Here is a 13,784-nt window from a genome sequence, read left to right as displayed (position 1 = left end):
CCCTCGTCCAACTTGACGTACGACGAAGGGAAACGGTTGCTCACCATTTCCTTACGGGTGAGTCACGTTCGAATACCCGGATGACGTAATCCCATCCGTGTTCCGCCCGCCGGACAACCGCTTTTCTCCTGCTGTGCGCCCCTGACGCGCCCCTCCGCGATACCGCTGCGGCCCTTACGCCTCAGTCTCCCCCCGGATCACCGCGAGCACGCCGTCCAGCTCATCGGGTTTCACAAGAACGTCACGAGCCTTCGAGCCCTCGCTCGGCCCGACGACCCCCCGGGACTCCATGAGGTCCATCAGCCGCCCGGCCTTGGCGAAGCCGACGCGCAGCTTGCGCTGGAGCATGGAGGTCGAGCCGAACTGCGTGGAGACGACCAGTTCGGCCGCCTGGCACAGCAGGTCGAGGTCGTCGCCGATCTCCTCGTCGATCTCCTTCTTCTGCTTGGTACCCACGGTGACGTCGTCCCGGAAGACGGGCGCCATCTGGTCCTTGCAGTGCTGGACGATCGCCGCGACCTCGTCCTCGGTCACGAACGCGCCCTGCATACGGGTCGGTTTGTTCGCCCCCATCGGCAGGAACAGTCCGTCGCCCTTGCCGATCAGCTTCTCGGCGCCGGGCTGGTCGAGGATGACACGCGAGTCGGCGAGCGAGGAGGTCGCGAAGGCGAGCCGCGAGGGCACGTTCGCCTTGATCAGACCCGTGACCACGTCCACGGACGGCCGCTGGGTGGCGAGCACCAGATGGATGCCTGCCGCCCGCGCCAGCTGGGTGATGCGCACGATGGCGTCCTCGACGTCCCTCGGCGCCACCATCATCAGGTCGGCCAGCTCGTCCACGATGACCAGCAGGTACGGGTACGGCTGGAGCTCGCGCTCGCTGCCCTCCGGCAGCTTCACCTTGCCGTTCCTGATGGCCTCGTTGAAGTCGTCGATGTGCCGGTAGCCGAAGGCGGCGAGGTCGTCGTAGCGCAGGTCCATCTCGCGCACGACCCACTGGAGCGCCTCGGCGGCCCGCTTGGGGTTGGTGATGATCGGCGTGATGAGGTGCGGGATGCCCTCGTAGGCCGTCAGCTCCACGCGCTTGGGGTCGACGAGGACCATGCGGACGTCCTCGGGGGTCGCGCGGACCATGATCGACGTGATCAGGCAGTTGATGCACGACGACTTGCCCGAACCGGTCGCACCCGCGACGAGCACATGCGGCATCTTCGCCAGATTGGCCATCACATAGCCGCCCTCGACGTCCTTGCCGAGCGCGACCAGCATCGGGTGGTCGTCCTCCGCCGCGTCCGCGAGGCGCAGGACGTCGCCGAGGTTGACCATCTCGCGGTCGGTGTTGGGGATCTCGATGCCGACGGCCGACTTGCCGGGGATCGGGCTGATGATCCGCACGTCCGGGCTGGCGACGGCATAGGCGATGTTCTTGGTGAGCGCGGTGATCCGCTCGACCTTGACCGCGGGGCCCAGCTCGACCTCGTAGCGGGTGACCGTCGGCCCACGGGTGAAGCCGGTGACCGAGGCGTCGACCTTGAACTCGGAGAACACGTTCGACAGGGAGGCCACTATGGCGTCGTTGGCGGCACTGCGCGTCTTGCCCGGGCCGCCCCGCACCAGCAGGTCGAGCGAGGGGAGCGCGTAGGTGATGTCGCCGGAGAGCTGGAGCTGCTCGGCACGCGCCGGCAGCTCGCGGGGTGTGTCCGGGGCCTTCTTGGTCAGGTCCGGCACCAGGGCGTCCTGCCTGGCCCCCTTGGGCGGCTTGGCGGCCGGCGGCTCCTGCTGGGTCGGCCTGCTGCGCGCGGCCGGTACGGGAGTGGTCTCCTCCCGGTCCCCCGCGGTGACGCCCTGGGTGAGGTCGGCGACCACCGGCGAGGGGGGCATGCCGTGCAGCACGGCCCCGTCGAGCGCGGCGGCGGCCGCCGCCGCGACGTCCACGGCGTCCATCGGCCGGTCCGGGTCGGGCTGCCGCACCGCGGAGCGCCTCGGGCGGCGCCGGGTGAGGGCCTCCTGCTCGGCGCCGTCCGGGTCGTACGGCTCGGGCGCGGAGCCGCGCCGGCGGGAGCGCGCGGGCAGGGCGTCGCGCCACTGCTCCTCGTAGCGCGCGTCGTCCTCGGCGAACTCGTCGTCGTCCTCGTCGTCCGCGATGATGCCGAGCTTCTGGCCGAGCAGCCGCAGTCGTTGCGGGATCGCGTTGACCGGCGTCGCGGTGACGACGAGCAGCCCGAAGACGGTGAGCAGCACGAGCATCGCCACGGCGAGGGCCTCGCCCATGGTGTACGTCAGCGGGGTGGCCGTGCCCCAGCCGATGAGTCCTCCGGCGTCCCTTATCGCCTGCATGCCGACGCTGCGCGCGGGCGAGCCGCAGGCGATGTGGACCTGGCCGAGGATGCCGATGACGAGCGCGGACAGGCCGATGACGATCCGACCGTTGGCCTCGGGCTTCTCGGGGTGCCGGATGAACCGCACGGCGATGACCCCCAGCAGTATCGGCACCAGCAGGTCCAGTCGGCCGAAGGCACCGGTGACCAGCATCTCGACGAGATCGCCGACCGGGCCGCGCAGGTTCGACCAGGTGCCGGCGGCGACGATCAGGGCGAGCGCGAGCAGCAGCAGCGCGACCCCGTCCTTACGGTGCGCCGGATCGAGATTCCTCGCGCCCTGCCCTATGCCGCGGAAGACCGCGCCGACGGCGTGCGCGACACCGAGCCAGACGGCGCGTACGAGTCGGTACACGCCTCCGGTCGGACTGGGCGCCGGCTTCGGAGGGGCCGTCTTCTTCGCCGTCGCCTTCTTGGCAGGTGCCTTCTTGGCGGCGGCTTTCTTCGCGGGGGCCTTCTTCGCCGGAGCCTTCGTCGGAGCGGCCGCCTTCTTCGCGGGCGGCTTCTTCGCTGCGGACTGACGTGAGGCCATGAGTGTGAGGTTACCGGTGGAGGCCACAGCCGACACGTGTGCCTACTGCTTCACCCGTTCGTGTCGCGTCCGGGCCGCCCCGAAGCTGACACGGCTGACAGCCCGTCAACCGTGCCGGAGCCACCCGCAACGAGACGCGGGCCCGGGTCACTTGTGTGACCGGGCCCGCTTCCCGACATGCGCTCAGTTCTGCGACGGCATCGGCGAGGGTCCGCCCGTGCCCGGCTCCAACGCGTCCAGCGCCCTGCGCAGGCCCGTGAGTTTGCGTTCGAGATGGGCCGCGGTGGCCACCGCCGCGGCGTCCGCGGAGTCGTCGTCGAGCTGTTTGGAGAGCGCCTCCGCCTGCTCCTCCACGGCCGCGAGCCGCGCGGAGAGCTCGGCGAGGATGCCGCCGGAGGGCTCCTTGGAACCGCCCGCCGTGCCCTTGCCGCCGCCCTCCAACTGGAGCCGCAGCAGCGCCGCCTGCTCCCTGAGCTGGCAGTTCTTCATGTACAGCTCGACGAAGACCGAGACCTTGGCGCGCAGCACCCAGGGGTCGAACGGCTTCGAGATGTAGTCGACCGCCCCCGCCGCGTACCCACGGAACGTGTGGTGCGGTCCGTGGTTGATGGCGGTGAGAAAAATGATCGGGATGTCCCGGGTCCGTTCGCGCCGCTTGATGTGCGCGGCCGTCTCGAAACCGTCCATTCCTGGCATCTGGACGTCCAGCAGAATGACCGCGAAGTCGTCCGTCAACAGCGCCTTGAGCGCTTCCTCCCCGGACGATGCCCGCACCAGTGTCTGATCGAGCGCGGAGAGGATGGCCTCCAGCGCCAACAGATTCTCCGGCCGGTCATCGACCAGGAGGATCTTGGCCTTCTGCACCATGGCCCGCCCTCCTCGCCCCGGCTTGGGGCCTCCCCTGTCCGCAGGACTCGACGTGACACCGGTCGGCGTCACCCCAGGGGACGACTCCCTCGCGCCACCCGTCCTTGTGCCGGTCATCGTAGCCGCACCCCGCCCGTCGCCACACCCTGTCACCGTGATGTCACTGTGCTCGTAGCAGAAACGCAAGCGGGGACCAGAAGGTTCCCCGAATCCCGCGTTTCTACACGGCCTCGGCCACACTGAGTCAACAACTTCGCGCGCCCCCCAACGCGTTGTGACCACGGGCCGCACCTCCGGTCACTCACTCCGCATCCACTGCTCCATGACCGCCAACAGATGATCCGGATCGACCGGCTTCGTCACATAGTCGGAAGCGCCCGAGTCGATCGCCTTCTCCCGGTCGCCCTTCATCGCCTTGGCCGTCAGCGCGATGATCGGCAGCCCCGCGAACTGGGGCATCCGCCGGATCGCCGTCGTCGTCGCGTATCCGTCCATCTCGGGCATCATGATGTCCATCAGTACGACCGTCACATCGTCGTGCTGTTCCAGGACCTCGATGCCCTCACGGCCGTTCTCGGCGTACAGCACGGACAGACCGTGCTGCTCCAGCACGCTGGTGAGCGCGAAGACGTTACGGATGTCGTCGTCGACGATGAGCACCTTCTCACCGTCGAACCGGGCCGCCGTCCGGCGCGCCTGCGAGGCCGCCTCCTGAGCCGCCTGCTGCGCCCAGTGCTCCTGCGCCTGCCCGTTGCCCTGCGCGTGCGAGGCGGACGGGGAGCCCGCCGTCACGGACCGACGCCGCCGCCTGAAGAGCGCGGCGGCCCCGTTCTGGGTCTCGCGGTACGACTTCACCTCGGCCGGCGTCTCGGCGCGCCGCGCCAGCTCCTCCTCGGACGCCAGCAGCTCGCCCGCCTCCAGCGCGGCCGGCGTGTTGTGCGCGTAGCCCTGCGGGGGCAGTTCGCTGGGGTGCAGCGGCAGATACAGGGTGAAGGTGGAACCGCGTCCGGGCTCGCTCTGCGCGTGGATCTCGCCGCCCAGCAGCCGGGCGATCTCCCGCGAGATGGACAGCCCCAGACCCGTACCGCCGTACTTGCGGCTCGTGGTGCCGTCCGCCTGCTTGAACGCCTCGAAGATGACCCGCATCTTGCTGGCCGCGATGCCGATGCCCGTGTCCGTCACCGAGAACGCGATCATGTCCGCGTCGGCGTCCCGCAGCGAGCCCGCCTCCAGCAGCTGCTCCCGGATGGCCACCGGCACATCCGCGCCCGCCGGCCGGATGACCAGCTCCACGGCCCCCGAGTCGGTGAACTTCACCGCGTTGGACAGCAGGTTCCGCAGCACCTGCAACAGCCGCTGTTCGTCCGTGTGCAGCGTGGCGGGCAGCTCCGGCGAGACCCGTACGGAGAAGTCGAGGCCCTTCTCGGCGGTCAGCGGCCGGAAGGTGGCCTCCACGTAGTCGACGAGCTGGACGAGGGCGATCCGGGTCGGTGAGACGTCCATCTTGCCCGCCTCGACCTTGGACAGGTCCAGGATGTCGTTGATGAGCTGGAGCAGGTCCGAGCCCGCCCCGTGGATCGTCTCGGCGAACTCGACCTGCTTGGGCGTCAGGTTCGACTCGGCGTTGTCGGCGAGCAGCTTGGCGAGGATCAGCAGCGAGTTCAGCGGCGTGCGCAGCTCGTGCGACATGTTCGCGAGGAACTCGCTCTTGTAGCGCATGGACACCGCGAGCTGCTCGGCACGCTCCTCCAGGACCTGCCGCGCCTCCTCGATCTCGGTGTTCTTCACCTCGATGTCGCGGTTCTGCCGGGCCAGCAGCTCGGCCTTCTCCTCCAGTTCGGCGTTGGACGCCTGGAGGGCCTTCTGCCGGTTCTCCAACTCGTCGGACCGCTCACGCAGTTGCTCGGTCAGCTCCTGCGACTGCTTCAGCAGCACCTCGGTCTTGGTGTTGACGGAGATGGTGTTCACGCTGGTCGCGATCATCTCCGCGATCTGGCTCAGGAAGTCCTTCTGGATCTGGGTGAACGGCGTGAACGACGCCAGCTCGATCACCCCGAGCACGGTCCCCTCGAAGAGCACCGGCAACACGATGACCTGCGCCGGGGGCGCCTCGCCGAGACCGGAGGAGATCTTCAGATAACCACTGGGCGCGTTCTCCACCAGGATCGTGCGCTTCTCCTTGGCCGCCGTCCCGACCAGCGCCTCACCGGGCCGGAACGACGTCGGCATGGAGCCCATCGAATAGCCGTACGAACCGAGCATGCGCAGCTCGTACTGGTCGTCGTTGTCCGGTGCCAGGTCCTTGCCGTCGAGGAACGGCAGCGCCAGGAAGAACGCGCCGTGCTGCGCGGACACCACCGGCGTCAGCTCGCTCATGATCAGCGAGGCCACGTCGTCGAGGTCCCGCCGGCCCTGCATCAGGGCGGAGATCCGGGCCAGGTTGCCCTTGAGCCAGTCCTGCTCCTGGTTCGCGATCGTGGTGTCCCGCAGGTTGGCGATCATCTTGTTGATGTAGTCCTGCAGCTCCTTGATCTCGCCGGACGCGTCGACGTCGATCTTGAGGTTCAGGTCGCCCCGGGTCACCGCGGTGGCCACGCGCGCGATGGCGCGGACCTGCCGGGTCAGGTTCCCGGCCATCTCGTTCACCGACTCGGTGAGGTCCCGCCAGGTGCCGTCGACGTCGCGCACGCGCGCGAGACCGCCCAGCTGCCCCTCGGTGCCCACCTCGCGGGCCACCCGGGTGACCTCCTCCGCGAACGACGACAGCTGGTCGACCATCGTGTTGATGGTGGTCTTCAGCTCCAGGATCTCGCCGCGCGCGTCGATGTCGATCTTCTTGGTCAGGTCGCCCTTGGCGATGGCGGTCGTCACCATCGCGATGTTGCGCACCTGTCCGGTGAGGTTGGACGCCATCGAGTTCACCGACTCGGTGAGGTCCTTCCAGGTACCCGCCACACCCGGCACGTGCGCCTGGCCGCCCAGGATGCCGTCCGTGCCCACCTCACGGGCCACCTTGGTGACCTGGTCGGCGAACGAACTCAGCGTCTTCACCATGCTGTTGAAGGTGTCGGCGAGCTGCGCGACCTCACCGGCCGCCTCGATCGTCACCGTCCGGGTCAGATCGCCGTTGGCCACGGCCGCCGCGACCTGGGAGATGTTCCGCACCTGCATGGTCAGGTTCTTGGCCATCAGGTTCACATTGCCGCTGAGGTCCTTCCAGATCCCGGTGACGCCCGGCACGTGCGCCTGGCCGCCGAGGATGCCCTCGGTGCCCACCTCGCGGGCCACCCGGGTCACCTGCTCGGCGAACGACGACAGCTGGTCGACCATCGTGTTGACGGTGGTGACGAGTTCGAGGATCTCGCCCTTCGCGTCCACGGTGATCTTCTTCGACAGGTCGCCCTTGGCGACCGCGGTCGTGACCTCGGCGATCTGGCGCACCTGGATGGTCAGGTTGTTCGCCATGAAGTTCACCGACTGCGTGAGGTCCTTCCAGGTGCCGGAGACACCCTGCACCTCGGCCTGACCGCCGAGCTGGCCCTCGGTACCCACCTCGCGGGCGACCCTGGTGACCTCCTCCGCGAACGACGACAGCTGGTCCACCATCGTGTTCAGCGTGTTCTTCAGCTCCAGGATCTCCCCGCGCGCGTCCACGGTGATCTTCTGGGACAGGTCGCCCCGGGCCACCGCCGTGGCGACCTGGGCGATGTTGCGCACCTGACCGGTGAGGTTGCCCGCCATGCCGTTCACGGACTCGGTGAGGTCGCGCCACACACCGGCCACCCCGGGCACCTGCGCCTGACCGCCGAGACGGCCCTCCGTACCCACGTCCCGGGCGACCCGGGTCACCTGGTCGGCGAAGGACGACAGCTGGTCGACCATCGTGTTGATGGTGTTCTTCAGCTCCAGGATCTCCCCGCGCGCGTCCACGTCGATCTTCTGCGACAGGTCGCCGCGCGCCACGGCCGTCGTCACCTGCGCGATGTTGCGCACCTGCGAGGTGAGGTTGCCGGCCATCGAGTTGACGGAATCGGTGAGTTCCTTCCAGGTGCCGGACACACCGTCGACGCGGGCCTGACCGCCGAGACGGCCCTCGGTGCCCACGTCCCGGGCCATCCGCGTCACCTGATCGGCGAAGCTCGACAGCTGGTCCACCATCGTGTTGACGGTGTTCTTCAGTTCGAGCATCTCGCCCGCGACATCGACGGTGACCTTCTGCGAGAGATCGCCGTTGGCCACGGCCGTCGTCACGGCCGCGATGTTCCTCACCTGTCCGGTGAGATTCCGGAACGCCGTGTTGACGGAGTCCGTCAGGTCCTTCCACGTACCGGCCGCGCCCGGCACCTGCGCCTGACCGCCCAGCCGGCCCTCGGCCCCCACCTCGTTGGCCACCCGCGTGACCTCGTCACCGAAGTACGAGAGCTGGTCGACCATGCCGTTGACGGTGTTCTTCAGCTCCAGCATCTCGCCGGCCACGTCCACCGTGACCTTCTGCGAGAGGTCACCGTCGGCCACCGCCGTGGTCACCGCCGCGATGTCCCGCACCTGGATGGTGAGGTTCCGGAACACCGTGTTCACCGAATCGGTGAGGTCCTTCCACGTTCCCGCCGCGCCCGGCACCTGCGCCTGACCGCCCAGCCGGCCCTCGGCCCCCACCTCGTTGGCCACCCGCGTGACCTCGTCGGCGAAGATCCTCAGCGTCTCGGTCATCTGGTTGATGGTCTCGGCGAGCTTGGCCACCTCACCCCGTGTGGGCACGGTCACCTTCTGCGACAGGTCGCCGTTGGCGACCGCTGTGGTGACCTGGGCGATCCCCCGCACCTGCGCGGTGAGATTGCCGGCCATGGTGTTCACCGAATCGGTGAGCTCCTTCCACACGCCCGCCACACCCGGCACCTCTGCCTGACCGCCGAGCTGCCCGTCGGTGCCCACCTCACGGGCGACCCGCGTCACCTCGGAGGAGAACGCGGAGAGCTGGTCGACCATCGTGTTGACGGTCTCCTTCAGCTCCAGCATCTCGCCGGCCACGTGAACCGTGACCTTCCGGGACAGATCACCCTTAGCGACCGCGGTCGTCACCAGCGCGATGTCCCTCACCTGGGCGGTGAGCCGGTACGCCATGGTGTTGACGGACTCCGTCAGGTCCTTCCACGAACCGGACATGCCGCGCACCTTGGCCTGACCGCCCAGCTTGCCCTCGGTGCCCACCTCGCTGGCCACCCGGGTGACCTCGTCGGTGAACGTCGACAGCTGGTCGACCAAGTTGTTGACCGTGCGCCCGACCTTCAGGAACTCCCCGCGCAACGGATGCCCGGTCCCGTCCGGCGCCTGCGTCCGCAGCTCCATGCGCGGCGACAGATCACCGTCCGCGACGGCCGACAGCACCCGGCTGACCTCGGAGACCGGTCGCACGAGATCGTCGACCAGCGCGTTCGACGCGTCGATCGCCGCCGCCCACGACCCCTCGGTGGCCCCCGTCTCCAGCCGCTCGGTGAGCTTGCCCTCACGCCCGACGACCCGCCGCACCCGCGACAACTCGCCGGTCAGATGCAGATTCCGGTCCGCCACCTCGTTGAAGACCGCGGCGATCTCGGCCATGACACCGTCACCCGAGACGGTCAGCCGCTTTCGGAAGTTGCCGTCCCGCATCGCCTCCAGAGCCGTGAGCAGCCGGGTCAGGGCGGCCGTGTCCACGGTCGTGGTTCCATTGCGCGGTTTGCGCGCCTTGCGCTGGTCGCTCAGGGACTGTCCGCCTTTCGCGCGCGCTTTAGTGCCCCGCGTCGCTGCGCCAGACTCCACTGTGTCCCTCCCGCAAGGGTCGACCGTTCCTGCTGGGCGTACTTCGCCACATTCGGACGCTTTGCACTACTCACACTGCTCGTACCACTCGTGCCGCTTCGTACTCGGAGTCGCCCGACCTTCTCCTGGAAGCCTGCCCAGTGTTTCACCATGGCTGAACCAGGCCATAACAGTTCGGCAGCTTCGCACACGGTCCGCACACCTCCGGACGGAAACACAGACGACCGGCATCCGCATGGACGGCGAAGGTAAGTAACCTTGCATGCGGCTGTCCAGCCACGCCGGTTCCGACCCGGCCTGGGCGGTGGCGCACGAGCACGAGCGGGCAGGCATCGGAGGGGCGGCCTCACCATGACCACCGGACTGCATCCCGGGGAGACCCCCCAGGACCCCAGGCCGACGGAGAACCAGCCTCTGCCCCGGCAGGAGGCCGTCCACGCACCCCCGCACGTAGAGAACCGGACAAGGAGTTCTGTGATCACCGCGCGCGCGGCCGCCAGCTTCGCTGCCGTCTCACGATCCGTCGCGACCGCCCGCTCGTTCGTCCGCGACACCCTCCAGGGCTGGGGCTTCGCCGACATCGTCGACGACGCGGTGGTCCTCACCAGCGAACTCGTCACCAACGCGGTCATCCACGCCGGCACCTCCGCCGACGTCCTCTGTCTGCGCGCCGACGACGGCGTACGCATTGAGGTCGCCGACAGATACCCCGAACGTGAGATCCCCCTCCAGGGCAGCCACATCAACATGGGCAGCCCGGACCGCGAGGGCGGCCGCGGCCTCCAGCTGTGCGCGGCGATGGCCACCCGCTGGGGCGTCGAGTACACGTCCACGCACAAGCAGGTCTGGTTCCAACTCGACCTCCCCGACCGCCCCGTGGGCACCCGCTCGGCCGGCCCGTCCCTGCCCGCCGACCTGCTCCCGCTCGCCGACGGCCGGGTCCGCGTCGCGGTCGTCCAGATCGACCGCACGGGCGCCATCGGCGCCTGGAACGAGGACGCCGAGGAACTCTTCGGCTACGCCCCCGACCAGGTCGTCGGCAAGCCCCTCACCGACCTCGCCGCCTGGCCGCACACACCGGGCACCAGCACCGGCGTCGCCGAGGCCCTCCAACTCTCCCGCTGGGAGGGCAGCTACGGCATCCGCGACGCCAACGGCCGCGTGATTCCGGTCTACGCCTCCCACCTCCGGGTCCGCGACACGGCCGGCGACCCCTCCACCGTCTGCCTCCTGGTGCGCGACCACGAGCGCGCCGTCCTCCAGACCCCGATCCGCATGCCGTCCGGCGACAGCTCCGGTTCCGGCGAGGGCCAGGCGACGGACCCCTTCGAGGTCTTCATCGGCTCCCCCGCCCCGGACGACCTCGACGGCCTCCTCCAGCGCACGGTCGAACGCGCCCGCGACATGCTCGACGGCGACTCCGCCTTCCTGCTGCTGGCCACCGACGACGAGACGGAGCTGGAGGTACGTGCCTCCACGGGCCTGCCCTCGGCCCGCCAGCGCTTCGCCCGCGTCCCCGTGGAGGCCGGCCCGGGCCGCTACAGCTCGGCCCGTATGCCGGCCGTCCATGACGACCTCACGGCCGTCCCCGGCGCCGTCCCCCTCCTCAACGGCACGGGCATGCGCTCGGTCGTCACGGTCCCCCTCAAGGTCGAGGGCCGCCTCACGGGCTCGCTGGGTGTCGCCGCCGAGGCCCAGGGCCGGTACTCCAACGAGGAGGCCCTGCGCCTTCAGTTCGCCGCCGACCGCATCGCACTGGCCGTCGAGTCGGCCCGCCTGGGCGAGCTGGAACGCCTGCGCCGCGGCTCGTTGAGCTTCCTGGTGGAGGCCTCCGACCTCCTCGCGGGCACCCTGGACCGCGACCAGACCCTGGCCCTCATGGCCCAGATGACCATCCCGACCCTCGCGACGTGGTGCGCCGTCTACACGATCGCCGACCAGGCCTCGGAGCCCTACCTCAGCTACGTCCTGCACGAGGACGAGGACCTCATCGACGGCCTCAAGGCCCTCCTCGTCAAGATCCGCCCGCCGGAGCCGATCCCCACCCCGGGCGCCCGTGTCTGGACGGCCCCCGCCGAGGCGGCCCACCAGGCGGCCCTGCGCACCTCCATGCGCAGCCTCGGCCTGGGCGAACCCGCCACGGTCAGCTCCGGCATCGGCACCACCCTGGCGACGGCCTCTGCGGTGGGCGGCGAGACCGTCGTCCTCCCGCTCGTGGCCCGCAACCGCGTGATCGGCATGCTGACCCTCGGCAAACCCACCGACGAGCACTTCCGCCAGGAGATCCTGGAGCTGGCGGAGGACCTCTCCCGCCGGGCCGCCCTCGCCCTGGACAACGCCCGTCTGTACTCGGAGCGCGTGGCCATCAGCCAGTCCCTCCAGCGCAGCCTCCTGCCGCCCGAGCTCCCGCAGATCGACGGCGTCGAGGTCGAGGTCATCTACCGCGCGGCCGGCGAGGGCAACGAGGTCGGCGGCGACTTCTACGACCTCTTCCCCATCCGTGACGGCGCGTACGGCTTCGCCATCGGCGACGTCTGCGGTACGGGCCCGGAGGCCGCCGCGGTCACCGGCCTCGCCCGCCACGCCCTGCGTCTGCTCGCCCGCGAGGGCTACGCCGGCCCGGCGGTCCTGGAGCGCCTCAACTCCGCGATCATCGACGAGGGAGCCCGCAGCCGCTTCCTCACGCTCCTGTACGGCGAGTTGTGGCCCCAGGAGGACGGCAGCGCGGTCCTGAAGGTCGTCTGCGCCGGCCACCCGCTGCCGCTGCGCCTGCGCCAGGACGGCACGGTGGAACCGGCCGCCGAACCGCAGGCCCTGCTCGGCGTCATGGAGGACCTGGAGCTGTACGAGCAGACCGTCACCCTCGACCCCGGGGACGTCCTGCTCTGTGTCACGGACGGCGTCACCGAACGCCGCGAGGGCACCCGCATGTTGGGCGACGACGGTCTCACCGAGGTCCTCACCACCTGCACGGGCCTCACGGCCGGCGCGGTCGCGGCCCGAGTGATGCGCGCGGTCGAGCGCTTCGCCTCCGACGCGCCCTCCGACGACATGGCGATTCTGGCGATGCGCGTCCCGGGTCTCCAGCGGGACTGAGCGAGCACGAAAAAGGCCCCGCCCAATGGGCGGGGCCTTTCTTTCCGAGCCCCCAAACGGAATCGAACCGTTGACCTTCTCCTTACCATGGAGACGCTCTGCCGACTGAGCTATAGGGGCCTGTCACCTGTTCGAGGTTTCCCTCGCGGCAACGAGATAGATCATACCCCGATTCGGCGGATGCTTCGAACCCGCAGCGCACCGGCCGGGCACAAGTGCCCCCGAGTGCTCCAAGCGCCGGAACTAGAAGGCCGGTTGCAGCAGCCCGCCGAGCGCATTGCAGGCCGACACCAGCCGCTGCAGCTGCCGCTGGGACATCTCGCCGCCGATGGACAGTGCCAGTGTCTCGTCGGCGGCCCGCTCGGTCTCCGGCAGACAGACGTCACGCCTGAACCCGGGCATCCGGTGCACCGGCGTCTTCACCGGCACACTGCACTCGACTCCCTTGGCCCGCACGGCCCGCGCGAAGGCGTCCCGGTCCGGCCGCCCGTTCCCGGGCACGCGCACGACGTACTGCTGGAAGGTGTGCCCGTCGCAGCCCTCGGGAGTCCGTACGCCCTTCAACTTGGCGTTGAGATACGCGGCCCGCCGCCGACGTTCTCCGAGTTCGCTGTACGGCGTCTCCGACTCACCCTGTTCCAGCACCAACAGCCCATGGCGCCGGCCGACTTGACGAAGCGCCGCGATGTCGGCGGCCCGGCCGAAGCGGTGCACGACGACGGCGGCCACCGTCCGCGACGTCACCATGGCCTCGACAGCCGAGGCGTCCAGGCAGTACGTGACCGGATCTATGTCGGCGAACACCGGCACGGCCCCCGCCAGGCTCACCGCCTGGGCGACCTCCGGGTTCCCGAACGCTGGCACGACGACCTCGTCACCTGCGCCGACACCCGCGGCCCTGAGCATTCCAACGGTACCCATGGTGCGGATCCTGGTCGCGCAACGTGAACTCCAAGTAAAGCGCAACAAAAAAGAGCTGGTCCCCGAACCGAAATTCGGGGACCAGCTCCATCAATTATTGTTCGGCGGCGTCCTACTCTCCCACAGGGTCCCCCCTGCAGTACCATCGGCGCTGTAAGGCTTAGCTTCCGGGTTCGGAATGTAACCGGGCG

The 13,784-nt window shown here is 69.4% G+C and carries 5 protein-coding genes, 1 tRNA gene and 1 rRNA gene; 1 reads left to right on the top strand and 6 read right to left on the bottom strand.

Features of this window, described 5'->3' with window-relative positions:
- Window positions 1-174 precede the first annotated feature (174 nt).
- The 3 genes from ACZ52C_RS21135 to ACZ52C_RS21125 all read right to left on the bottom strand — a co-directional run bounded on the left by ACZ52C_RS21135 (window position 175) and on the right by ACZ52C_RS21125 (window position 9,471).
- Window positions 175-2,910 (bottom strand): FtsK/SpoIIIE family DNA translocase, encoded by a 2,736-nt coding sequence (locus tag ACZ52C_RS21135; protein ID WP_469076171.1) that lies wholly within the window; start codon window positions 2,908-2,910, stop codon window positions 175-177.
- Window positions 2,911-3,093: 183 nt separating this feature from the next.
- On the bottom strand, window positions 3,094-3,777 hold the full coding sequence (locus ACZ52C_RS21130) for a response regulator (protein ID WP_086796453.1): 684 nt from the start codon (window positions 3,775-3,777) through the stop codon (window positions 3,094-3,096).
- A 297-nt stretch (window positions 3,778-4,074) separates the two neighbouring features.
- Window positions 4,075-9,471, bottom strand: a complete 5,397-nt coding sequence (locus tag ACZ52C_RS21125; protein ID WP_469076170.1) for a HAMP domain-containing protein — start codon at window positions 9,469-9,471, stop codon at window positions 4,075-4,077.
- Window positions 9,472-9,927: 456 nt separating this feature from the next.
- On the opposite strand from ACZ52C_RS21125, the gene ACZ52C_RS21120 reads away from it, so the two are divergent.
- The gene (locus ACZ52C_RS21120; RefSeq protein WP_469076169.1) at window positions 9,928-12,672 is read left to right on the top strand and encodes a SpoIIE family protein phosphatase; all 2,745 of its coding nucleotides are present in this window, start codon (window positions 9,928-9,930) and stop codon (window positions 12,670-12,672) included.
- Between the two features lie 47 nt (window positions 12,673-12,719).
- Here the strand turns inward: ACZ52C_RS21120 and ACZ52C_RS21115 are convergent.
- The 3 genes from ACZ52C_RS21115 to rrf form a co-directional block, all read right to left on the bottom strand.
- Window positions 12,720-12,792: transfer RNA gene (locus tag ACZ52C_RS21115), tRNA-Thr, on the bottom strand.
- Window positions 12,793-12,915: 123 nt separating this feature from the next.
- Complete coding sequence (locus tag ACZ52C_RS21110) at window positions 12,916-13,578, bottom strand: DegT/DnrJ/EryC1/StrS family aminotransferase (RefSeq protein WP_469076499.1); 663 nt, start codon at window positions 13,576-13,578, stop codon at window positions 12,916-12,918.
- Window positions 13,579-13,692: 114 nt separating this feature from the next.
- Window positions 13,693-13,784, bottom strand: a 5S ribosomal RNA gene (gene rrf / locus ACZ52C_RS21105); the annotation flags it as partial.

It is taken from the genome of Streptomyces sp. NPDC034049, from assembly GCF_055575575.1.
This window is presented reverse-complemented; position numbering and strand designations above follow the sequence as displayed.

What these genes read in the sequence shown, in the direction of transcription:
- ACZ52C_RS21135 (WP_469076171.1), bottom strand. Translation starts at nt 2,910, where the DNA reads ATGGCCTCACGTCAGTCCGCAGCGAAGAAGCCGCCCGCGAAGAAGGCG.
- ACZ52C_RS21130 (WP_086796453.1), bottom strand. Translation starts at nt 3,777, where the DNA reads ATGGTGCAGAAGGCCAAGATCCTCCTGGTCGATGACCGGCCGGAGAAT.
- ACZ52C_RS21120 (WP_469076169.1), top strand. Translation starts at nt 9,928, where the DNA reads ATGACCACCGGACTGCATCCCGGGGAGACCCCCCAGGACCCCAGGCCG.
- ACZ52C_RS21110 (WP_469076499.1), bottom strand. Translation starts at nt 13,578, where the DNA reads ATGCTCAGGGCCGCGGGTGTCGGCGCAGGTGACGAGGTCGTCGTGCCA.